The organism is Nibribacter koreensis, assembly GCF_039541795.1.
In the GTDB taxonomy this organism is placed as follows: Bacteria; Bacteroidota; Bacteroidia; order Cytophagales; family Hymenobacteraceae; genus Nibribacter; species Nibribacter koreensis.
Genome location: NZ_BAABGX010000001.1, coordinates 1,359,102 through 1,381,667 on the forward strand (window position 1 = coordinate 1,359,102; position 22,566 = coordinate 1,381,667).

16 protein-coding genes and 1 tRNA gene are annotated in these 22,566 nt (G+C 46.2%); 8 read left to right on the top strand and 9 right to left on the bottom strand.

The window, feature by feature from the left end; genetic code table 11:
* Positions 1 to 289: 289 nt before the first annotated feature.
* The 4 genes from ABD880_RS05860 to ABD880_RS05875 form a co-directional block, all read right to left on the bottom strand.
* Positions 290 to 3,160: a type I restriction endonuclease subunit R gene (locus tag ABD880_RS05860; RefSeq protein WP_345163481.1), complete on the bottom strand. Its 2,871-nt coding sequence runs from the start codon at positions 3,158 to 3,160 to the stop codon at positions 290 to 292.
* Between the two features lie 153 nt (positions 3,161 to 3,313).
* Positions 3,314 to 3,694: a GxxExxY protein gene (locus ABD880_RS05865; protein ID WP_345163484.1), complete on the bottom strand. Its 381-nt coding sequence runs from the start codon at positions 3,692 to 3,694 to the stop codon at positions 3,314 to 3,316.
* Positions 3,695 to 4,036: 342 nt separating this feature from the next.
* Positions 4,037 to 5,284: a restriction endonuclease subunit S gene (locus tag ABD880_RS05870; RefSeq protein WP_345163486.1), complete on the bottom strand. Its 1,248-nt coding sequence runs from the start codon at positions 5,282 to 5,284 to the stop codon at positions 4,037 to 4,039.
* A gap of 2 nt (positions 5,285 to 5,286) precedes the next feature.
* Complete coding sequence (locus ABD880_RS05875; protein WP_345163489.1) at positions 5,287 to 6,864, bottom strand: type I restriction-modification system subunit M; 1,578 nt, start codon at positions 6,862 to 6,864, stop codon at positions 5,287 to 5,289.
* 373 nt (positions 6,865 to 7,237) lie between these two features.
* Between ABD880_RS05875 and ABD880_RS05880 the strand changes: the two genes are divergently transcribed.
* Both ABD880_RS05880 and ABD880_RS05885 read left to right on the top strand, forming a co-directional pair.
* The gene (locus tag ABD880_RS05880; RefSeq protein ID WP_345163491.1) at positions 7,238 to 9,685 is read left to right on the top strand and encodes an McrB family protein; all 2,448 of its coding nucleotides are present in this window, start codon (positions 7,238 to 7,240) and stop codon (positions 9,683 to 9,685) included.
* A gap of 122 nt (positions 9,686 to 9,807) precedes the next feature.
* A complete protein-coding gene (locus ABD880_RS05885; protein ID WP_345163493.1) occupies positions 9,808 to 11,004 on the top strand; it encodes an McrC family protein in 1,197 nt (398 codons plus the stop codon).
* Positions 11,005 to 11,191: 187 nt separating this feature from the next.
* Here ABD880_RS05885 and ABD880_RS05890 read toward each other — a convergent pair.
* Positions 11,192 to 11,265 (bottom strand) — tRNA-Ile (locus ABD880_RS05890).
* A gap of 79 nt (positions 11,266 to 11,344) precedes the next feature.
* Here ABD880_RS05890 and ABD880_RS05895 point away from each other — a divergent pair.
* From ABD880_RS05895 to ABD880_RS05905, 3 genes are all read left to right on the top strand, one after another.
* Entirely contained in the window at positions 11,345 to 11,989 is a 645-nt protein-coding gene (locus ABD880_RS05895) for an HAD family hydrolase (RefSeq protein WP_345163496.1), read from the top strand.
* Positions 11,979 to 13,103 carry a site-2 protease family protein gene (locus ABD880_RS05900; protein WP_345163499.1) on the top strand — a complete coding sequence of 375 codons (1,125 nt, stop codon included), beginning with the start codon at positions 11,979 to 11,981 and terminating at the stop codon, positions 13,101 to 13,103. The genes ABD880_RS05895 and ABD880_RS05900 overlap by 11 nt, the downstream gene beginning before the upstream one ends.
* 135 nt (positions 13,104 to 13,238) lie before the next feature.
* Positions 13,239 to 13,853: a toxin-antitoxin system YwqK family antitoxin gene (locus ABD880_RS05905; protein ID WP_345163501.1), complete on the top strand. Its 615-nt coding sequence runs from the start codon at positions 13,239 to 13,241 to the stop codon at positions 13,851 to 13,853.
* A 119-nt stretch (positions 13,854 to 13,972) separates the two neighbouring features.
* On the opposite strand, the gene ABD880_RS05910 is transcribed toward ABD880_RS05905, so the two are convergent.
* The 4 genes from ABD880_RS05910 to ABD880_RS05925 form a co-directional block, all read right to left on the bottom strand.
* Positions 13,973 to 14,281, bottom strand: a complete 309-nt coding sequence (locus ABD880_RS05910) for a rhodanese-like domain-containing protein (RefSeq protein WP_345163504.1) — start codon at positions 14,279 to 14,281, stop codon at positions 13,973 to 13,975.
* Positions 14,278 to 16,104 carry a T9SS type A sorting domain-containing protein gene (locus ABD880_RS05915; protein ID WP_345163507.1) on the bottom strand — a complete coding sequence of 609 codons (1,827 nt, stop codon included), beginning with the start codon at positions 16,102 to 16,104 and terminating at the stop codon, positions 14,278 to 14,280. The genes ABD880_RS05910 and ABD880_RS05915 overlap by 4 nt, the downstream gene beginning before the upstream one ends.
* 278 nt (positions 16,105 to 16,382) lie before the next feature.
* On the bottom strand, positions 16,383 to 17,171 hold the full coding sequence (locus ABD880_RS05920) for a PASTA domain-containing protein (protein WP_066512195.1): 789 nt from the start codon (positions 17,169 to 17,171) through the stop codon (positions 16,383 to 16,385).
* Positions 17,172 to 19,871: a D-alanine--D-alanine ligase family protein gene (locus ABD880_RS05925; protein WP_345163514.1), complete on the bottom strand. Its 2,700-nt coding sequence runs from the start codon at positions 19,869 to 19,871 to the stop codon at positions 17,172 to 17,174. It abuts the gene before it with no gap.
* A gap of 294 nt (positions 19,872 to 20,165) precedes the next feature.
* Here ABD880_RS05925 and ABD880_RS05930 point away from each other — a divergent pair, with 294 nt between their 5' ends.
* From ABD880_RS05930 to ABD880_RS05940, 3 genes are all read left to right on the top strand, one after another.
* Positions 20,166 to 20,672, top strand: a complete 507-nt coding sequence (locus ABD880_RS05930; RefSeq protein WP_345163517.1) for a hypothetical protein — start codon at positions 20,166 to 20,168, stop codon at positions 20,670 to 20,672.
* A 99-nt stretch (positions 20,673 to 20,771) separates the two neighbouring features.
* On the top strand, positions 20,772 to 21,305 hold the full coding sequence (locus ABD880_RS05935) for a DUF4269 domain-containing protein (RefSeq protein WP_345163520.1): 534 nt from the start codon (positions 20,772 to 20,774) through the stop codon (positions 21,303 to 21,305).
* 111 nt (positions 21,306 to 21,416) lie between these two features.
* Positions 21,417 to 22,538 (top strand): ligand-binding sensor domain-containing protein, encoded by a 1,122-nt coding sequence (locus tag ABD880_RS05940; RefSeq protein WP_345163523.1) that lies wholly within the window; start codon positions 21,417 to 21,419, stop codon positions 22,536 to 22,538.
* The last annotated feature ends 28 nt before the right edge of the window (positions 22,539 to 22,566 follow it).

A 22,566-nucleotide genomic window follows, 5' to 3' on the forward strand; every position in this document is an offset into this window, starting at 1 on the left:
AAGACTTTCAACTATTTTAGTTGTTTCTTACTGCTTTCATACAGATTGCTGATAGTTATAAAGAATTCTACAGTACTTGATACCCGATAAATCTTACAAGTAAGAGGTAGTAACAGAAAATTATGTTAAAACTTAAGAATTTGGTATCCGGCAGGCCTAACCAAAATCTATTTTCTTTTACTAGTGGTTCATTTATGCGGTGTTGAGTAGATTTCTAAAGGTGAGTATCCTCTTATCTAACCTGTCGTTTTTAGCCTAATTCTCAGAAAACAGGCTAAAAACGGAAACGTCACACCCTCGCTCCCATGCCATTTATGAACGTATCCACAAAGCCTACCACCTTGTCTACCACCCGCTCATATACGGCTTTCCTCTCCAGAATCTTGGGCTTTACTTCCACCATGTCTATCACCTCATCCCTGAGAGGCTTCCGCTCTGAGAACAGGTAATTGCCTAATAGAGCTTGCAGTTTCACAGGGTCTAGCTTTTCATCCTGACTGATGGCGGCTAAGGCTTTTTGCTGTTCCTGGGCCCAGAAGGTTTCAAAGGCTTCGGGTACGTCATCTGCGTCTTCTATGTGGGGCAGGTTTTCTTCTATGAATTGCTGGATGAGCTCGCGTTTGCTGCGGAGCGTGGCCTCGCCGGTGAGCATGTCCAGGATGGCTTTCTTCTGCTTCTGCTGGTCTTCTGGCGTGGCGCCGTTCAGTTTGGCCAGCAGCTTGAGGATGTAAGCCACGTTAATCTCATCGCGGTGAATCAGCTCTAGCTCAAAGTCCACGTCGTTCAGGATGGATTCCTTTTCTTTGGCGGGGCCGGTCTTTACTTTGTCGTAGAGGTCCAGGTATTTGCTCTTGTAATCCTCAAAGCGCTGTTCAGCCATGGACAGGTCTTCAAAGCTGAAGTCTGAGAAGGTGGTGAGCACGTTCTTGAGGCGCATGAGCTCCCTAAAGGCTTTCACGAATTCCAGTTCCTCTTCCTCGCTGGGCAGGGAGTCTACGCTTTTGACGGTGGGCGCTATCTTCAGCAAGTCCAGGCAGGCCTCGTTGAACTTGGCCACATAGACTTCATAAGACTCCAAAATGGGACCATTCTCATTGGGTGCTTTATTAGAAAACAGTGCAATGGCATCATCAGTGGCTTGCTTGAGGTTCCGGAAGACTATGATGTTGCCGTGGCTCTTCTGCTCGGTATACAGGCGGTTGGTGCGGCTGTAGGCCTGGATGAGGCCGTGGTATTTCAGGTTCTTATCTACGTACAGCGTGTTGAGCGGCGGACTGTCAAAGCCAGTCAGGTACATGTTCACCACCAGCAGAAGGTCTATCTCTTTCTTCTTTACCCGCTTAGAGATGTCATTGTAGTAGTTGTAGAAACTCTGGCTGTCTTTGGTGGAGAACTTGGTGTTGAACAGGGTATTATAATCTGTGATGAACGCGTCCAGCTTCTCGCGGGTGTGGCTATGGGTGGTATAGGTAGCGGCTGGGTCAGCGGCCATAGATAGCCCATCCTCATCATAATCTGGCAAGATGCCGTTGGCTCCTTTGTCTTCCTCGTTGTCTGTGAAGCTGAAGATGGTGGCTATTTTGAGGTTGTGGGTACCTTCGTCTTTGCGTTTTTTGAAGAGCTCATAATACCGGATGAGCACGTCTACGCTGCTCACGCAGAACATACCGGTCAGGCTACGGCTGTGGGTCTTACGGGCGTGGTTCTCCAGAATATAATCGGCTATCTTCTGCAGGCGCTGCTCACTCTCCAGCAGTTCTTTGGTGTCTATGTCCTCTACCTCAATGTCTAGGTTGGTAGTGCTGCCTTCCTTCTCTTTGTAGCGGCCAATGTACTCCACAGAGAACTTGAGCACGTTTTCGTCCTTGATGGCATCGGTGATGAGGTACTTGTGCAGGCACTCGTCAAAGAGTTCTTTGGTAGTGCGCTTGCCCAGCTCGTTCTTGACGGCGTTCTCTGCAAAGATGGGTGTGCCGGTAAAGCCGAACATTTGGGCCTGGGGGAAGAACTTCTTGATGCGGTTGTGGGTCTCCCCAAACTGGCTGCGGTGGCACTCGTCAAAGATGAAGACCATGCGTTCTTGCTGTAGTTTTTCCATTTCAGGCAAAAACCGCAGTTTACTGATGGCCGTGTTGAGCTTCTGGATGGTGGTGACGATGAGTTTGGTGTTACCCGAAAGCTGGTTCACCAGTGCCCTGGTATCATCTGTGCCGTCTACGCTGCCCTGTGAGAAGCTGTTGAACTCCTTGCTGGTCTGGAAATCCAGGTCTTTGCGGTCTACCACAAACACCACCTTGTGCACCTTGGGCAGCTGCATGAGTATCTGGCTGGCCTTGAACGAGGTAAGCGTTTTGCCCGAGCCGGTGGTATGCCAGATGTAGCCGTTCTTGTCCGTGTTCTTCACGCGGTCAATGATGGCCTCGGTGGCGTAGTACTGGTACGGCCGTAGCACCATGAGCACCTTGTGCGTCTCATTGAGCACAATGTACCTGGTCACCATCTTGGACAGGTGGCAAGGCTCCAGGAAGGCTTTGGTGAAGGCCTCTAGCTGGGTGATGAGCTTGTTTTCTTTGTCTGCCCAGTAGAAGGTCTGCTTAAAGGTCTGGTGCTTGTTGTTGGCGTAGTACTTGGTGTTTACCCCGTTGCTGATGACAAACAGCTGCACGTACTGGAACAGGCCGTGGCTGGACCCGAACGAGTGCCGCTGGTAGCGGTTGACCTGGTTGAACGCCTCCTTCAGTTCCAGGCCCCGGCGTTTGAGCTCTATCTGCACCAGGGGCAGGCCGTTCACCAGCAGCGTGACATCATAGCGGTTTTTATACGCGCCTGCCATGCTTACCTGCTGCGTTACCTGGAACTGGTTCTGGCACCAGTGTTCCTGCTGAATGAACTCCAGGTAGATACTCTCGCCGTTGTCTTTGGTGAGCTGCATCTTGTCTCGCAGGATTTTGGCCCGGTCAAAGACAACGCCCTTGTTCAGGTGGTTGAGCACGCGCCCGAACTCCTTCTCAGTGAGGGTGACTTGGTTGTGCTTCTCTAGCTGGCTCTTCAGGTTCTTCAGTAAAGCGGCCTCGTCTTTGATAGCTACAAAGGCATAGCCCAATTCCTGCAACTGCTTCACCAAATTATCTTCCAGTACCTGCTCTGGTTGTGTTCCCATAGTATCAATTGTCAGGATTATGATTAGGCGGATGGAAATTGTCAGAATTAGGATTTATAGGATTAAAAGATTTAAGGATTATACATTGAGGAAAATCCTTAAATCCTTCCATCCGCCTAATCCTAATCCCGACAATTTAATCCTAATCCTAATTCAGACACTTTTATAATTCAAATTATACACCCTTTTAAACTCCAGACTCTTCGCCCCGAAGTTGATTAACAAGCCCAAGGGTAACTTGTAGGCCTGGCAGTAGTTCATGGCTTGGGCCAGGTGCACGTCTTCCAGTTTTATCACGGCTTTTAGCTCTACCAGAAGGACGTCCTGTACAAAGAAGTCTACCCGCCTGGTTCCTATCTGGATACCCTCATAAAATATCGGCATTTCCATTTCCCTTTGAAATCCCAGCCCCTGCTTCTCCAGCTCAATGGCCAGGGCCCGCTGGTAAATCACCTCCTGGAAGCCATTCCCCAACGTGCTGTGCACTTTCATGGCGCAACCTATTATCTTATGTGTCAGATCCTTTTGTTCCATGTTGATTAGGATTAGGATTAGGATTAGACGGATGGAAGGATTTTAGGATTTCTTTCAATGTATAATCCCTTCATCCTAAAAACCGCCAAGATTAGGATTAGGATTAGGCAGATGAAAGGATGAAAGGATTTCCCCCTTGCAAAAAATCATTTCATCCCCTAATCCTAAAACCCTCAAGATTAGGATTAGGCAGATGGTAGGATGAAAGGATACCTCACTTGCAAATAATCCTCTAATCCCTTCATCCTAAAACTGTCAAGATTAGGATTAGGCAGATTAGAGGATGAAAAGATTTCTCACTTTAAAAAAATCCTCTAATCCCTTAATCCTAAAAATCCTAATCTAAACAAACATCTGCTGCAACAAGCCTTTCTTAAATAGTTTGGCTTGTTCCAATTGTTTTTTTATAATATCTATTTTATTATCAATGGATATTAAAAAATTAGCTATTTTATTTTGCTCCTCAAGGCATGGCACCTGTATTTCAAAAGCCTTAACTGTTTGTGCATTTAAGTTACTTTGAGTACCTGTCGTTATATATTTCGCTATACTTTCTTGTAGTTTAACCAATGAATAATAAATAAACTCAACATTGTTTCTCTTATTTATTATCAGGTTTAAAACTGCTTGAGATGTTGCTATTGGAATTTTGTTTATTGCTACAAATCCAACGGAGGCATACATAGAATAGATAATTGTATCTACAGGTATAATCCATGCTGAGGAATTACGCAATCCTAGTTCTGAAATATGATTTGAAGTATATTTTAAATACTTCCCTTGTGAAGTCATATCACTTATTGATAAAAAGGGAATATCACCATCATAATACTCCTTTTTGGTAGATGCAGGAGTTCCTCCACTTTTTGCGGTGTCACAAACCTCAGCTAATTTCTTCTCCTCCCACACAGGAAAAGCATTCCCATTTTCATCTCTGAACCGAATCTGCTGGGAGAATATTTGCTGTATCGCTCCTCTTTTATACATCTCTAATAAGTCTTTCTTTTTAGAAAGATGTTGAATCTTATCATCAACTGCGGTAAGGAAAGAAGCTATTTTTTGCTGTTCTGCAAGTGAAGGTAAATGAAAGGTAAAGGAGCCAATCTGTTCTAAGTTTAAATTTGGTTGAGCTCCAACACTGATGTTCATGTATATATATCTCTTCATTACCTTTGATTGAAGTAAATGAAGAAGATAATCTAAGTTGTCAGTGTTAGCTAGTCTAATTATAGCTAAGGCTTGATTTGTATTAGCTGGCAATATGTCGTTTGTAACCACAGCAACTTTTCCAATTGTTGCACCCGCTATTGCAAATAAAAGGTCATTTTCCTGTAGAATAGACCTTTTTAATTCCTTTTGATGAATCAACTCATCTACAAAAAGACATTTATTCTTTTCAATAATTTTCCCATTTAATGCTTCTATTTTAACGAATACTGCCCCTTTATCTGAGAAAGAATTTGGAGTAGTACCCTTCGTGATAAGTTTAGTTAATTCTTTTAACCTCTTCTCCATCCAAAAATCTTCAAATTCTTGAAAACGTAAGACTGGTACATTCTTCACTAAAGTTATGATTGCTTCTGCTTCCATACTCAAAAAGGCTTTGCTATACCAAGTTCTTCACAATAACGAGCAATAGTTATGTCTGCTTCATGCATCTCTTGTTCTAATTCAGATAGTGCGGTAGTTATTTCAAGCAAGTCTATTGCTTCTTCCTCGGAAAAAGTTTCTACATACCGTGGTATGTTCAGGTTAAATTCATTATCCTTAACCTCACTCAATGGAGCTACGTAGCTGTACTTGTCTTTTGATATGCGCTCACGGTATGTAGAAATAATATCGTTAATATCATCCTTTCGCAAATAGTTCTGCGTTTTAACCTTTTCATACTGCTGGCTAGCATCAATGAAAAGAATATTGTCGGCCTGCTCACGGCACTTCTTTAACACCAAAATACAGGTAGGAATAGACGTTCCATAGAAGATGTTGGCCGGCAAGCCAATCACCGCATCTAAGTAGTTGCGGTCTTCAATAAGGTACTGGCGTATGTGCGCTTCGGCCCCGCCCCTGAACAGCACGCCGTGCGGCAATACCACCGCCATGGTTCCGTTCTCTGCCAGGTGGTGCACCATGTGCTGCACAAAGGCAAAATCTGCTTTGGAAGACGGGGCCAGCTTGCCGTACTGGCTGAAGCGGTCGTCAGACATGTGCAAGGGGTTGGCACTCCAGTTGGCCGAGAACGGCGGGTTGGCCACAATGGCCTCAAACTCCTGCCCCAGGTGCTGCGGGTGCTCCAGGGTATCATCCTGCCTAATGTCAAACTTCTGGAAGTGCACGTCATGCAGGATCATGTTCATGCGGGCCAGGTTGTAGGTGGTGCGGTTCAGCTCCTGCCCAAAGAACTTAGACACCTCCTGCACTTCTTTGGCCACGCGCAGCAACAGCGAGCCAGATCCGCAGGTGGGGTCATACACAGATTTCAGCTTGGTTTTGCCCGTGGTCACCAGCTTGGCCAGCACCTTAGACACTTCCTGCGGCGTATAGAACTCCCCAGCCTTCTTGCCCGCCCCACTCGCAAACTGCCCAATCAGGTACTCATAGGCATCGCCCAGCACATCGGCCTCGGTGTCTTGCAGCTTAAAGTCAATTTTGTCCAGGTGGCCCAGCACTTTGGCAATAAGGTCATTCTTAGCCGCCTCGGTACGGCCCAGCTTAGTAGAGGTCAGGTCCAAATCCTCGAACAGCTTGTTGAAGTCATCCTCGCTCTCGGTGCCCATGGTGCTCTGCTCTATGTGCTTGAGCACCTGCGTGAGTTCGTCCAGGATAAAGTTGCTGGTGCCTTCTTCTTTGTTGTCTGAGTTGCCCTTCTTCGCCATCTCACTGAACAGCTCAGAGGGCTTCAGGAAGTAGCCCAGGCTATGTACCGCCTCTTCCTTGATGGCCTCCAGGTACTCCTGCCCTTCCTCGGTGGCCTCGTCAATGTCATGATAGGTAAGGCCGTCCTCCGTCAGGATTTTGTTCGCGTACAGCTCCATCTTCTCAGACAGGTACTTGTAGAAGATAAAGCCTAATATATAATCCCGGAACTCATCGGCGTCCATTTTGCCGCGCAGGGTGTTGGCTATGTTCCAGAGTTGTTGTTCCAGTTGTTTCTTGTTGTTTTCAGACATGGGTATGCTGGGTAATGACGGGGTGTTACGGTACTTGATACCAGATAAACCTTACAAGTTAATGGAACTATGTGAAATTTGCCCTCCTTCTTTCGGCTTTCAGCCTCTACAGAATCATTACTAATTTCCCAGCCACTCATATTCAGGCTTTTACCAATTGCCTGGTTGTGGAAGGCTCTTATTCTTACAGGAGAAGCTCTGCACATTTCTTGTTTTTGGCTTAAATCCCTAAAACAGGCCAAAAACGCCACTAATGAATTGATTAGGCTTATCAATGAAGGCATAAGGCTGTTTTGGTTTTATTTATTTAAGTTTAGTTGCATTAGCACTTATAGCACTCGTTAGCTTTCTCTAAAAATCAATCATCTATTTCATGTCAGATTCTATCAAATCATTAATTGCCAATTACAAAGAGTATCTTCAAGAGACTCAGCTGTCTGAGGAGATTTATAAATGGCGCTTAATCCAGGAGTTTAAAGGAAGGCCCAATCTTGATGCTCCTAACTTCACAGAGGAAATCAAAAGCATTAAATATTCTAACCTAATGTATGGATTAGGTAATGGAGTAATGGTTCATTTGGCCAAGGACAGACCTGAGCCCTACCGGGAATGTTTCAGAACCTTTCTTGATGAAAGCCTGCCCCTGGCAGACCGGATGAAATTTTTCACTAATGAGACGCTTAAGCTCTATCGTGAACTAATCCCAAATGAGAAAATATCGCATCACCATGATGAGAGGACCATGGCCACCTTGCTTGCCTATTACAACCCAGACAAGTATGCTTTATACAAAGATTCTGTCTATCAAAAGTATTGCAAACTACTAGGCATAAAACCGAAAGCATCTGGTGAGAAATACATCCATTATCTTGAGCTGGTAAACACATTTATAGAGGAATACATTGAGCCAGACAGAGACCTGATTGAATCAGTAGAGGCCCTTTTACCTTTTGATGCTTACCCAGACAAGCAACATAAAATATTAGCCCAGGATATCTTATACAGAATGCTGGAAAAAAGCACTGAGGAAGCAGAAAGGGAGTTTAGCAGGCAACTAAATAAAAATAACCCAGCTGACCTTAAGGTCTATTTCCAGACGCTTGACAACCTGATAGAAGACTTGGCCATTATAGATAACACAAATCTGGTGTTCAGTGCTAAGTCTGGGCAGTTAAGCTTTCATATAGGAAGAAGGTATTGCCTAAACCTAAGCAATGGTAAGTTTTCCTTCATAGCCCCTGAGAACTACTCAGTGGCGGGGGCAGAGGTTTCCTCGTTTAACGGAGCTGGAAACCCTGCTTGGATAAAGTACACTTCTGCCCCGGTGGTCCAACAGCATTATGATGCGATTAAAGGAGCGGTCCAAAATGAATTACAGCGCAATGACCACCTTCAGCCCAAAGAATATGACAATCCAATCTTCAGAAGGGTTATGTTTGACAAGTCTTACAGAGCCAACTTCCTTACAGCAACTCCGGAAGAAACGACATTGATAGAAAAGAAACGGGAAGCAAACATAGCTCATCAAAACTATCCCCTAAATCAGATTTTGTTTGGCCCGCCCGGCACCGGCAAAACATACCACACAATCAATAAGGCGTTAGAAATTTGTGGTGTGCCAGTGGAAGGAAAAACTAGAAGAGAACTCAAAGTCGAATTTGATGAGCGAGTAGCTTCTGGACAAATTGTTTTTACCACCTTTCACCAAAGCATGAGTTATGAAGATTTTATTGAAGGTATAAAACCTGAGACATTGGATGGCAAGGTCACTTATGTTGTCAAACCAGGCATCTTCAAAGAAATATGCAGTGCTGCCAGAACTCCCAATCAGGTAGACTTTACCAATGCTTATGAGAACTTAAAGATGGACTTGTCTAAGAATGACGGGCAACTTCTTGAATTGAAAACTCATACAGGCAGGCCATTTTCCGTTTCCCTTAACTCCAATGACAACCTTTCACTCCACACCGGTCCATCAAAAGAAAAACAGGGAGTCCTCACGAAAGAAAATATCCAGAAACAAATTAACGGAGAGCCAAAATTCATAGGGTGGGAAGGCTACTTTAATGGAATAGTAAACCACCTAAAAGACAAGTACCATTATAAGCCAGCTGAATCAGAAACCCCAAAAAATTTCGTCCTCATCATTGATGAAATAAACCGTGGCAACGTCTCCCAAATCTTCGGAGAACTTATTACCCTTATAGAAGAAGATAAACGGCTGGGGCAAGAAGAAGCTTTGGAAGTAACCTTACCTTACAGCAAAGTGAAGTTTGGAGTCCCCGCCAACCTCTTCATCATTGGCACCATGAACACCGCAGACCGTAGCGTTGAGGCTTTAGACACTGCTTTACGCCGCCGGTTTAGCTTTTATGAAATGCCTCCCCGTCCTGAACTCATTAAAACTGAAGGTAGGCTAAGTGCAGAAAGCGGCACTTTGATTGGTATTGATTTAACAAACCTCCTAAGCACTATTAACAAGCGCATAGAAAAGCTACTAAACAAAGACCATCTTATTGGTCATAGTTACTTTATGACCGTGGCAGATTTAGAAAGTCTTAAAGCAATTTTTCAAAATAAGATTAACCCCTTGTTGCAGGAATACTTCTTCGGGGACTTTGGTAAAATTGGTCTAGTGCTGGGTAAAGAGTTCTTTGAAAAAGATGGACTGCAGAACCAAAACCCAAATACTCTTTTCGCAGATTTTGATGATTATGAAAGCAGTGATTTCAGCAACCGTCCGGTCTATAGGCTAAAAAACGTCTGCTTACTTTCAGATGATGATTTCATTACTGCCATCAACACTTTATTAAGAAAATAAGAATGGCTGTCAAACCCCCTATCACTGTCTTTGAGCATGAAAGTTTGCGACTGGGTAAGGGTCGCGCACCTTTGACTCCCTCTCAACTGAAGGCGCTCCAAGCCTTCTATGGAGAGCAGGGAGTGCCTTATTATTCGCTCATTTACCAAGGGGTTAAGCTCAACGAGTATGTGGGGGTCATTCAGATTGGGGATACTACCATTGAAATCTTACCAAAAGCTGATAAGAAGCAGGGAGAAAGCCCTAGCACACAAGAGCTTTGGCGGAAAATGCTTTTAGACATGCTGATGGCTGTGGGCATGTTTGAAGTATCTGCCCCTACCAGCTCCTCCCTGAATTTAAAAAGCAATTCTATTCTTGATCTCTATTTTGAGCTCTTCCTGAAGGAAGCTGAATATCTCCTTCACCGAGGCTTGATTAAGAAATACAGGAAAGTAGAAGGCAACACCACCGCCCTGAAAGGCAATCTCAAATTTGGCAAGCATCTGCAGCAGAACCTCACTCATCAGGAACGGTTTTATGTACAGTACACCACCTATGATGTAGTACACCTGTGGCATTCTATTCTTTATAAGACAATAAAGTTACTAGAGCAGATTAACAGCAATGCCAGCCTGCATAGCAGAATTGGGACCTTGCTATTAAATTTCCCAGAGGTACCAGAGTTAAATGTTACTGAGGCTACATTTAATAAATTAGTCTATAACCGTAAGTCCGAGCCTTACCGCAAAGCTATAGAAATTGCCCGTCTGCTACTTTTAAACTACCATCCAGATGTAGCCAGAGGCAAAAACCATGTATTGGCACTCCTCTTTGATATGAACCTTCTTTGGGAGACCTTTATTTTTGTGACACTCAAGAAGTACTTCTACAAGAACCAGTCAGCTTTTACGGCCACCGCCCAAACTACCAAGTATTTCTGGAAGCCCCAGAACGGCAACCAATCCTCCATTAGGCCAGATATTTTAATAAAGCGGGACGGAGAAAACTATGCGGTGCTAGACACCAAATGGAAAAACCTGAACGGCTACAACCCTTCGCCAGATGATCTTAGGCAGTTGTACGTGTATCATGAATATTACCAAGCCCAAAGAGTTGCTTTAGTTTATCCTGGTAGTGAATTAACCAAAATCAGTGGTCGTTATCTTCATCCAAGTCATGGGGCTGAGACTGAAAAAGAATGTTCAGTCTTATCTTTAAGTGTGGGAAATTCTATCAAGGAGTGGCAAACATATCTTGGAAAGGAAATAGAAGAATGGTTGATGAACACTAAAGAAAATTCCTTACTTAAACTTTTAACACCAACTGATAGCCGTTAAGAGGAAAGTAAAGTCACTTTGCTACCAAAAACATTTAAGTAATGCCTTTTAAAATAGTTCAGAGGGTAATGTTAAAGGCCATTAATTCCACAATCGGTAGTAGAAATACTAACCATTAGTTTCTCAAATTGTTTGCAAATAAAAAAGCCACCTACAAGTTTTACCTCGTAAGTGGCTGACTTCCAGGTGGGCCCACTTGGAATCGAACCAAGCACCTACTGATTATGAGTCAGTTGCTCTAACCGAATGAGCTATAGGCCCGTCCAAACCAGTTCTTTGATTTGGGAGTGCAATTTTACAAATTTGTACGTTAGAAATCAAAACAAAACGTACTCTCTCCGTGGACTTTTCTTCAATAAAAAATATCATCTTCGACTTGGGCGGGGTCATCATCAACCTGGACTACGCCAAAAGCACCGATGCCCTGCGCGCCTTCAGCAAGGCTAATGACCAGGTAGCCTTCAGCCAAAAAGCTCAGTCTGAACTCTTTGACCAGTATGAGATGGGCCAGATTTCTTCAGAGGCCTTCAGGCAGATGCTGCGCCAGGAGTACAACATGGAGGCCACCGATGCTCAGATTGACGAAGCCTGGAACGCCATGCTTTTAGATATTCCGGCAGAAAGAATTGAGCTTTTGCGGGAGTTAGGCAAGAAATACAAGCTGTTTCTGCTCAGTAACACCAACGCCATTCATATGCTGGCCTTTAATGAAATTATAGCCCAGAGTTTCCAGATGCCCAGCCTGGATAGTTTGTTTGACCAGGTATATTACTCGCATCTGGTGGGCAAGCGCAAGCCAGACGCCGCCGTCTTTGAGCAGATCCTGGCAGAGAACGGTCTAAAGCGCGAGGAGACATTGTTCATTGATGACAGCATACAACACATAGAAAGTGCCCAAAAGCTAGGCATCCAGACCTTGCACCTGGCGCCGCCTTTGACAATTAACCAAGCCTTGACCGAAGCTCTGCCTGCCCATGAAGGGTAAGGTAGTACTGCAGATTCTGCTCTTTATTGTCACGCTGGTTACTACCACCCTGGCAGGCGCAGAGTGGCAAACGGGTAGGCTTTTCTTTTTTGACGCCGAAGGCTTTAGCTGGGGTGGGGCTTTTACGCGCACGCAACTGCTGCAGGGTTTGGCGTTTTCTCTGCCGTTTCTAGGTGTCTTGACGGTGCATGAGTTTGGCCACTACTTCACGGCCAGGTACTACAAGGTAAAAGTCACGCTACCCTATTACATTCCTTTGTTTTTGGGCATTGCCTCCAGCATTGGCACTATGGGAGCCTTCATTAAAATCAAGGACCGCATCTTCTCTAGAAAGGAGTTTTTTGACATTGGCATTGCCGGTCCTTTGGCGGGTTTTGCGGTGGCCTTGCCCTTATTGTGGTATGGGTTTACCCATTTGCCGCCGCCAGAGCACATCTACACCATTCATCCTGAGTACATGGTGTTTGGCAGCAAGTACGCAGATTATGTGTACCAGCAGGGCGGCAATATGTCTTTGGGCCGTAACCTGTTGTTTATATTTTTTGAGCGCGTGGTGGCAGACCCGGCCCTTTTGCCCAACCGGTATGAACTCATGCATTACCCCTATCTGTTTGCCGGGTTTTTGGCCCTATTCTTTACGGCGTTGAACCTACTTCCCATAGGGCAGTTGGACGGTGGGCACATTATGTACGGATTGCTGGGCTACGAGCGGTTTAACAGGCTATCTCCTCTGCTCTTCGCTATTTTTATCTTCTATGCGGGCATGGGACTTATTCCGGCCAGTATTCCTTTAGAGGAAAGCTACTGGATGTGGGGCGGCTATCTGGCCTATCTGGTGATTGTGTTCAAGCCCTTATTCCCTGAGCTTAGGCAGAGCCTCTTCCTGGTGGCCGGCGTGTTTTTGGGCCATGTAACGCTGGCTGTCTTCTTCCCAGATGTGCAAGGCTATAACGGTTGGTTGGTCTTCGGGCTGATTCTGGCTAAGTTCATGGGCGTCTTCCACCCTCCCTGCCCCGACGAGCGCCCTTTGAGCACCTCACGGAAATGGCTGGGCTGGCTGGCCTTAATCATATTTGTGCTTTGCTTTAGCCCCGCTCCTTTTCTCATTGACTGATTTAATGTGCTAATGTGCTAATGTGCAAGTTGAATTTTAAGATTTGAGGATGCAAAGATTTGGAAATTTGAAGATGGCTTGCCTCGTTTTTGGACTGTTTTCTGGAAAACAGTCCAAAAACGAATCATGAATCATATGTGCAAGGAAACCTCTACTATGCAGGTGCTTACTAAAACCTTTTTCGCCTTTTTATTAATTATTGCCCTGTGCGCTTGTAACGGAGAACGAAAAGAAAGCGCTGCGCAAGAGAAGATAGACTATTATCCTGGCGGTGCCATTAAAACCAAAACACAGCTGCTGGATGGAGTCAGTCTGTATAAAATGTCAGAATTTTACGAGAATGGAAAGCTCCATGGCGTTCATTACACAAAAGATGGAAAGAGGGACAGTACATTCTTGGAACTTCAGGAAAACGGCGATACCATAATGGTAGCCTCAGCTAGAAATGGTGAGCCGCATGGGGCAGTCATTGAGTATTTCCCAAATGGCAAGCGGCACAAAGTGATGCATTATACAGATGGCGTTGCAAATGGGATGGTGGAAAGATATTTTGAAAATGGTCAAAAAGAATTTGAGCTAAATAATAAAAACGGCAAATTTAATGGGATCATGAAAGTCTACCATCCAGACGGCACCCTGAAGGAAGAACGTTTATACGACAACCATGTGGAGATTTGGCGCAAGGACGTGAAAGGCCTTAGAATGAATCTCAAAGTGAGAACATCTCACCTGAGCCCTTTGTCAAAGTAAAATGCGTTAAATAGTTATAGAAAACCTACCACCTTAGCCCCAATAGCAAATCCCCGTTTTTGGGCTGTTTTCTAGAAAACAGCCCAAAAACGGGGATTCATAATTTAAAACTTAGCTACTTACTTGGCTTCGTTGTAGGCGATGATGCCGCCTAACACGTTGCGCACGTTGGTGAAGCCTTGTTGCTTGAGTATGGCTTGGGCCGTGGCCGAACGCGCGCCTGAGCGGCAATGGATCAGGATTTCCTGGTCCTTGTACTCTTCCAAATCAGAGATGCGCTCTGGCAGAGTGCCCAAGGGAATCAACTGAGAGCCAGCAATGCTCTGCTCTTCATGCTCCCAAGGCTCGCGTACGTCTAAGAGAATAGGCGTTTCATTGTTGGCCAGGCGTTGCTTTAGTTCAGCGGCGGTTATGTCAGTTACTATCATAGCTGTAGAATGAGTTTAGTGGTTTTGACTTTGTCTTTGGAATAGCCTTTCAGCAAATATACGCCATTGGTTAGATGTTGTACACGTACCGGCTGACCTTGTTTTACCTGATGCAAGGTTTGTAATTTCTGCCCCGTCAAAGAATAGATTTCTACCCGCTCAAAGTTCTGGGCAAAGGTGAGCTGCCCCGCGCTTGGATTAGGATACACCCAACTTTTACTTAATAGCTCTTCTTCCTCTAAACTGCTGGTCACTGTGCCAGATACTACCGGACGTATGAGCAAGGCACCGGTGAAATTGGTCAAGCCTTCCCAGACCGAGGTGCCATTGGTGAAGAAGATTTTTCCCTCGGCATTTTCATTCAGATCATAACCCACGTTCACGAAGGTGGACCCGTTCGGTTGACGATACCCTACATAAAACCTCCCGTTCACTTGCTGTTGCTGCGTCAAGGCAATCTCCAGCCATTGGTTCAACCCCGAAGCGGCCGGCACAGTGAACGTCTGCTCATAGAAGGACTGTTCAGCTGGCTTGCCGTTTGCATCGCGCCAGAGCCGCAAGGATAAAACCGTCCCCGGCGAATTGTTCCCAGTGAAGTATATCCGTACGGCATCTATCCTATCTGGCTTATTCAACTCAAACTGATAGGCAATCTGCACGGCATTGCTGGACGGAAAACTGAAGCCCGCCTCTGCCGTGCCATCATCATAGGCGTAGAAGTCCTGCAGGTGCGTCTCGCGGCGCAGCGTGTCATTGTAGAGCGTGAGCCGGTTAGGCTCCTTGGTGGTCAGGAAGAGCGTGGTCTGCAACGAGTAAGGCAAGCTCTGGCTACTTAAGAACGAAGCAGAGGGCGCGCCTTGAATGGCCAGCGTGGCATTGGCGTTGATGGGCGCACTGGCCTTCAAAAACGTGTCTACTGCCTGGGTGGTTAGATTTTTGGTTAATCCCCGCCAACTGATGGCCGCGGGCAAGGCGCTCAGGTTTCTGATGGTGGAGCCTAATTCGGTTCTGGTCTCCCCTGCCGGGTTCACCAAGAATTGCCAGATGGGCATGGCCGTATAGCGCCTCAGCAACGAAGGCATCTGCTGCGTCAACGCCACGTCCAGGTTACTCAAATCGCCGTTGCGGCGGCTCTGGTTTAGTTGCACATAGTCCAGGTGCCAGACATCGCGCAAGCCGCCTTGACTACCGCTGCTCACCCACCTGAACTGGAATCCGTCAAAGAAGTAAGCTGGTTCCTTAATGGCCTGCATGACTGCAGCAAAGTCAGTGCTACGCCCGTTGCCTTTCTGCGTCCAGACGGTGGCCCAGGTGCCGTTGGCTTGCTTGAATTCCAATTGCAGAGAATAGAGCGTACCACTGGAGAAATTAGGCGCATCCAGAAAGCCACCCGCCTGCCAGAAGAAACTCAGATATAATGAATCTTTAGGAGCTAGCTTGCCTAAGTAAAGTGGTTTGGAAATGAGCGTGTCCGTGGGGCCTACGGCATTGGTGCCCCCGTAGGATTGGCCGTCGGCTTTAAGTCCGTCAAAGGTGGCGGAGAAGATGGTGGGCGCGTTCTTCGCGTATCGGTTGGTGACGGCCACGCCGCCGCGGTTTACCCAGCGGGCGGGGTCTGGCTCACCTTCGCCTTTGGAGAAATCGTCAAAGAACGGCAATGCAAGCGTGTCACCTGAGGCCAAAGGCAGCGGGATGGCTCCTGCCCCGCCCTTACTAGGAGGACTTGAAACAAGCGAGGACTGTTGCGTGAGGGGAGATAAAATCTGTGCCTGGGCTTGCCACCCTAAACACAATCCCACCACAAGCATCAGTCCTCTACGCATAGGTTTCTTTAAGTATGTCTGCTTTCTCTAACGCTTTGGTAATAGACCTTATTTTGCCAACAAGTTTGTTAGCGTTTTAGAATCTGGATTGTTGGTGATAACACCAACAATGGCGGCGGTAAATACTCAGATTACTATGATATAATCCTCTACAACACCGTCATTTCCAGCCTAATACTTTCTGAGTCAACTATTCGTTTTTGGCCTATTTTCCAGAAAACAAGCCAAAAACGGGAAACGCAAAAGTCTTGTATCTTATGTCTTGCGTCTTGTGTCTACTACTGCACTGGCGCTACCGGTTGCGGACCAGCTACCCAGAGGTCAATCAGTTGGCCAGTTCTAATCATGGCGCCTTCGCCGGGTACAGGGCGTTGCTTCAATACGGTGCCGTCTGGTTCTCCGTTAGGGGCTGCCATGTAAATAACGGTTCCCATCTGCAGGTTCTGACCGGTTATCAGGATTGTTGCTTCGTCTAGTGGCATACCTAATAAGTCAGGTACTTCCAGTTCTTCGTTGCCCAGGCCGTTTCCTACTTCCAGGTCCACGCGGGAGCCTTTGGCCACGGGCTCGCCGGGCTTAATCTCGCGGCCGTTCACAAACTGCTTCAAGACGGCGTTTTCAGCCAAGTCTGGCACGTATTTGATTTCGCCCAGAAGCAAGTCATAGCTTTTCAGAATCATCTCCGCGTTCTTCACCGAGCCGTCAATCAGCTTGGGCATTTTGATGAGTGGCGGGTTCTTCATGTTGATGCTGATGTAAATCTTGCGGCCCGACTTCACTTTCTCGCCCGGCTTGGGGTCTTGAGTCACCACCGAGAACGGGGCCACGCCCTGCTGGTAAGTTGAGTCGCTCACAAAATAGCGCAGGTCTTTGTCGCCCAAGAAATCTTCCAGCTCGTCAACGGTCATGCCCGTGATTTTAGGCACAGTGATGGTGTCGCCGTGGTTGGTGGTGCTGGGCAGGTACACAAAGAAAAACAAGAACAACAGCAACAGCACCAACACCAACATGATGAACAGGTGCTTCACTAGATCGCCCGCGGTCTGGGCTTTGAGGAAATTAGCCATCTAAGAGATTACTTTTTTGGTTCGCTCCATGCCAAACTGCAGGATGCGGTCAATGAAATCATAAGGTTTATAGCCGTTGATAGCGGTCTGGTGGAAGATGCACGTGGCCGGCGTCATACCTGGCAGGGAGTTCACCTCAATGATGATGGTCTCCACGCTGTTGTCTGGGTGCACACGCACAAAGGCATCTATACGGGCGTAGCCTTCAATTCTAAGAATCTCGGCTACCCGCTTCAAGTCCTGTTTCACCTGGTCAGAAATGCGCTGACGCTCTTTCTGGTCTCTGGCATAACGCGCCGGGGTGATGTTTTGACCTTCGCCGGCCAGGAATTTTTCTTCCAGGCTCAACACCTCCCCTTCGGCCAGGGCCTCAGAAGCCTCAAACACCTCATACTGCACGCGTCCGTCTGGGCCGTAACTGGTCAACAGACCGCCGGTAATTTCCAGGAAATGCTTCGCGCCTTCTCTGGAGATGAGGTTCTCAATTAAGAAATAGCCTTTCATGGGCACTTCTTCCTTGAAGCTCAAGTTCAGCACCCGCGCCGGGCTTTCCGGAATCTCCACGTTGCTCCGAAATATGAGCTCGGCAAAGGCTTCCAGCTCTTCTCTGGTCTTTATTTTCTTCACCGCCGATGAACAGCCATCATCTGCGGGCTTGGCAATAAACGGATACCGGAAGCTTTGCTCAATCTGGTTGAAGAAGGCTTCTGGATTCTCCTGGTAATCCTTCTTGAAGGCCAGCATGTGGTCTGCCACCGGCACGCCGTTCTGACGAAGAATCTTGTTGGTCTCAAACTTATTGATGGTCACCTGGCTAGACTGAATCCCAGACCCGTTGTATGGGATATGGAATTTCTCAAGCTCAGACTGCAACACGCCATCCTCGCCGGGTCTGCCGTGCAAGGCAATGAACACCGCATCTACCAGACCGGCCAACTGCTCATAGGTCAGGCGCTGGGGTTTCTTTAAGGTATTGCCGGCGTACAGGCTAGTAATGCTAGAGGCAGACTCGGCTATCTGGGCCAGAACTTGGTGCGCAGGCACGCCCGCCTCAGAGGCATCAATCTTTTCCTTAATGTCATCGGCGTTGTCCTTCAACATAATGTTGATAGGAATCTGGTACAGCTGGTGCGTCTGGTCATCACCGGTCAAGAAAATGGGAATGGGCTCATACTTGGTAGACGAAGACAGCTTCTCATAGATGTTACGACCACTCTCCACAGAGATATGTCGCTCACTGGAGTAACCGCCCATAATCACGCCCACGCGCAGTTTGTCATGGCGGTGCGCGCGCTCATCATGCATCTGCTTCTCCAGACCTTGCAAGGTACGCGTCAAGGCGGCCGTGTTTTTACCCGACTTAATACGCTCTGCTAGAGATGTTCTGATGATGTAAGTCAGGAACTGAGACGGATTCAAACCAATCTCGGCGGCCTGGTGGAAGAAGAAGGAAGACGGCAACATACCTGAGGTAGTGTTGGGGTCGTTCAGGAAAATCTCGCCAGACTCTGTGATAAAGCCGTCCAGACGCGCATAGACGTTAAAGCCTAGGCTGGTGTAGAGGCGCTCGCATTGTTGGCGTATCTCCTGTATCTGCTCAGTAGGCAAATCTATAGGCGTAATCTTCCGGCTTAAACCCGGCAAATATTTAGAGCGGTAGTCAAACACCTCTCCGCCTTTTCTAATCTCAGTGGGCGGAAGTGCGATTGGTTTCCCGGTTTGGTCTTGTACCACAATGCAGGAGAACTCACGGCCGTTGATGAAGGCTTCAATGAGCACCTGCGTTTCGCTCTCCACATTGGTGAGGGTAAGCGATTCTGGGCCGTTTTCTGTAAAATAGCCTGAAAGTAAGCTCAGCAGTTCCTCAGGGGCATAGATGAGTTCACCGGTTTCGGTTTGCACCGGCAGGCCTATGCCCTCTCTAATATCTGTGAGCGTTTTCACGAAGTTCAGTTGCTGGGCTTCAGACTTGCTCAGCCAATCCTGTTTCTGGATGGTGAGCGAGAACAGGCTACGCGCAATGGCTTCTTCAAACAGCTGCAGGTTTTTCTCTTTGATGATAGACACGCCAATGGAAGAACCCTGGTGCGGGGCTTTCATCACCAAGGGCAAGCCCAAGTCTGCCACCAGGCTATCTAGCAACGCGGCTTTGTCCTGGGTGGCATGCCACTCGGTCTGTGACAGAATACGGTAATCTGGCGTCGCGAAGCCGTGCTGTTTCAACAGGGCTTTCTGGGCAATCTTGTCAATACCAATGGCCGACGGCAGAATACCAGAACCCGAATATGGGATGCCGTACCACTCCAGCAAGCCCTGGATGCTTCCGTCCTCGCCGTAGGGGCCGTGCAGGGTCAGGAACGCGAAGTCAAACAGCTCTTTAAACTGGTGCGGATGAATGCGCTGGCCTACCCTATTGGCGATGTCGTTGATTTCTTCCTCAGACAGCTGGCCCAAAGACTCCAGGTACATCTGCAAGCCGTGCTCAGTGGCCGGAACCACTTCTACCGGCGGATAAAAATCACGGATGGTGCCTTTGTAGATGAAGTTCCAATCCAGCAAAATGAAGTTCCCCAGGCTGTCGGCGAACACCGGAACGGCCTCAAACAGGGACTTATCTAAGTTATCGTAGACGGTGCGACCGCCGGCGAAAGAGATTTCGCGCTCCCGGGACGGGCCACCAAAGATGATTCCAATTTTCATTAAGGCAAAGATACTGGTTTTTGCGTGTTTGGCGCTAGTGGTAGAGAATGGTTCTTTGCAGGAAACGGGAATAGATTGGCTGGGTTAGCAAAGAAGCGTTTTTGGCCTGTTTTGGGGGAAGTAGGGCAAAAACGACTGGAGGTCAAAAATAGTCCAGTTTATATATAGTATATTAGTCAGTCAAGTTCCGTTTATCCAACCCACGTTAGTCGGGTAAACGGATGTTTTACTATAAGTATATTACTAATAAGCCGAATAACTCCGTTTAGCAGATAGTTGGCACACATATAGATTATGAAAAAGTATCTGTTTCTGTTGTTGATTTTCATTTCTGCGTCTTGCAATCCAGAAACAAAAACTGAATCGACAATTTCTGAAACTGTTGTGCTTAACCCTTTTAAGCTTATAATTAAAAAATACGACTTTGCTGCGGCTTATCAGCTTCAATATTTGGTTACGGAAAAAGAACTTAGGATAACCTTCATAAGTGAAGTTGAAGGTGAGAAAGATTCGATACTCTTTGCTAAACATCTCAAGACTACTCCAGATCTTAAAAAACTTTCTGAATTGAATCTGGACAGTCTAAAGGATTACTACCAGAACCCTTGCATAGATGATGGAAATCAAATATTGGTATATCTTGCTAAAGAGGATAAAAAGAAATCAGTCCATTTAAGTAATTATTACCACCCAGAAATAAGCCCTGTCATTGACTTAATGAACAGAATCGTTCCTGAAAAGTACAGGATTTACCATGACAAAGAAAAATTACTAAAATGGCTACAAGAATGTAACGGTTAAGCGTAAAAAAATACGTGTGCCAACAATGTGCAAACATCATGCTTCGGCCGACGGCCTCGCACGTTGTTTGTACTAGGCCGTTAGCGGTAAGGATAAATAATGGACTTCACTACTATAGAATATTTAAAGACTGGAACTCCAAAGCAACAGGAAGCATATAAAGTGCTCACCCATTATTCTATAATAGAATATTTGCAACCGTTTTCTCCCATTTTGGCAGGGACAATCCCGATAGATATTGATATAGAAAACAGTGACTTAGACATCATTTGTTATTGGCACCATTCCGACGAATTCAAGGTTACCTTATCTAAAAGTTTCAACAGGTATAAAGACTTTCGAATAGTTGATAAAATGGTGCGTGAGCAACGTACCGTAATCGCTACCTTTAAAGTTGAAAACTTTGAGATTGAGATATTCGGACAGAATACGCCTTCGCAAGAGCAGTATGCTTACAGACACATGGTCATAGAAAACCATCTTCTTCTTTCCAGAGGAGACCAGTTCAGGCAAACCATTAGGGACCTTAAAGTTCAAGGATTTAAAACGGAACCAGCTTTTGCTCAAGCTTTAGGATTGCAGGGAGACCCATATCTTGAACTTCTAAAAGAAGAAGAAAAATTAAAACCCTAACAGTCAACAAAAGCTAAAAAGCATTAAAACGCTTTTAGCAGAGGCGTTGGCGGTCATTGAGAGCTACACTCAAACCGACAATAGATAAAAAGCCTCGATGACAATTGAACAATGAAAAAATATTTCTCACCAACGCAGGTTTTTACTTTTCTTACAATCATAGTTTTTTGCTCCGCCTGCAACGGACAAATCAAAAAAGAGGTCCCAAGAGAAAAGGCAAGTGAATCAACTCTATCAGCTAGTGTCCATCCAAAACTTATTAAGACCATAGGCAACCCCAGGTATGGCAACGTTCAATGTAGTTTGCAAGACAAAGCCGGGAACCTTTGGTTCGGGACTACACAGAACGGGCTTTACAGATATGATGGAAAATCGTTTACCCAGTTTTTAGTGGCTGATGGGCTAAGCAGTAATGATATTTCTTCCCTTTTGGAAGATAAAGACGATAACATCTGGATAGGCACTAAAGCGGGACTTTGTCTTTACGACGGTAAGACATTTACCAAAATCCAGATTCCTTTACCCAAAAACCTGCCTCCCAACAAGAACCCCTACTATAACGACTCGCATCGGGTGACCAGTATGATGCAAGCGAAAAGCGGAAAACTGTGGTTCGTGACAATAGACGGCGTGTATGTCTACGATGGCAAAACCTTTACTCTGTTTATAATTGATGAGGGCGCAAATGGCTTTTTGACCAGTAACGATAAGGTTGAACAGATTTTTGAAGATAAGGCAGGTAACATCTGGTTTGGCGGACGAACCAACGAAGGGGTGTACCGGTACGATGGCAAATCTGTAACCAACCTCAAACTAACTGAATTATTTCAAAATGGGCCAATGCCAAAGGCGCATAGTTGGGGCTGGCCGCAAGTGCAAGACAAAAACGGAAATATTTGGTTTAGCAATTGGGGTGGGGCCTACCGGTATGACGGCAAATCATTTACAAGTTTTTCAGAAAAAGATGGCATGCCCGGCGAAGTAACTCGAATTGTAGAAGACAGAAAGGGGAACCTATGGTTTGGCGGAGCGGATGGACTAAGCCGTTACGACGGTAAAACCTTCACTCGTTTTACAACAAAAGATGGCCTAGCCAATCCTTGGGTTTGGTCAATCCTGGAGGACAAAACCGGAAACCTTTGGGTGGGTACGAGAGAAACCGGCCTTTACCTTTTCGATGGAGAAACATTTATTACCTATTCGGAATATAAGCCCAAGCCTGCAACGGAGTAACAAACAGAATCTCAAACAACAGGCAGAA

Excerpts from the sequence above, each read along its gene's own strand:
- ABD880_RS05905 (WP_345163501.1), top strand. The coding sequence starts at position 13,239 with ATGTGCAAGGAAACCTCTACTATGCAGGTGCTTACTAAAACCTTTTTC.
- ABD880_RS05940 (WP_345163523.1), top strand. The coding sequence starts at position 21,417 with ATGAAAAAATATTTCTCACCAACGCAGGTTTTTACTTTTCTTACAATC.
- ABD880_RS05915 (WP_345163507.1), bottom strand. The coding sequence starts at position 16,104 with ATGCGTAGAGGACTGATGCTTGTGGTGGGATTGTGTTTAGGGTGGCAA.
- ABD880_RS05870 (WP_345163486.1), bottom strand. The coding sequence starts at position 5,284 with ATGGAAGCAGAAGCAATCATAACTTTAGTGAAGAATGTACCAGTCTTA.
- ABD880_RS05935 (WP_345163520.1), top strand. The coding sequence starts at position 20,772 with ATGGACTTCACTACTATAGAATATTTAAAGACTGGAACTCCAAAGCAA.
- ABD880_RS05880 (WP_345163491.1), top strand. The coding sequence starts at position 7,238 with ATGTCAGATTCTATCAAATCATTAATTGCCAATTACAAAGAGTATCTT.
- ABD880_RS05875 (WP_345163489.1), bottom strand. The coding sequence starts at position 6,864 with ATGTCTGAAAACAACAAGAAACAACTGGAACAACAACTCTGGAACATA.
- ABD880_RS05910 (WP_345163504.1), bottom strand. The coding sequence starts at position 14,281 with ATGATAGTAACTGACATAACCGCCGCTGAACTAAAGCAACGCCTGGCC.
- ABD880_RS05900 (WP_345163499.1), top strand. The coding sequence starts at position 11,979 with ATGAAGGGTAAGGTAGTACTGCAGATTCTGCTCTTTATTGTCACGCTG.
- ABD880_RS05865 (WP_345163484.1), bottom strand. The coding sequence starts at position 3,694 with ATGGAACAAAAGGATCTGACACATAAGATAATAGGTTGCGCCATGAAA.
- ABD880_RS05930 (WP_345163517.1), top strand. The coding sequence starts at position 20,166 with ATGAAAAAGTATCTGTTTCTGTTGTTGATTTTCATTTCTGCGTCTTGC.
- ABD880_RS05925 (WP_345163514.1), bottom strand. The coding sequence starts at position 19,871 with ATGAAAATTGGAATCATCTTTGGTGGCCCGTCCCGGGAGCGCGAAATC.
- ABD880_RS05920 (WP_066512195.1), bottom strand. The coding sequence starts at position 17,171 with ATGGCTAATTTCCTCAAAGCCCAGACCGCGGGCGATCTAGTGAAGCAC.
- ABD880_RS05860 (WP_345163481.1), bottom strand. The coding sequence starts at position 3,160 with ATGGGAACACAACCAGAGCAGGTACTGGAAGATAATTTGGTGAAGCAG.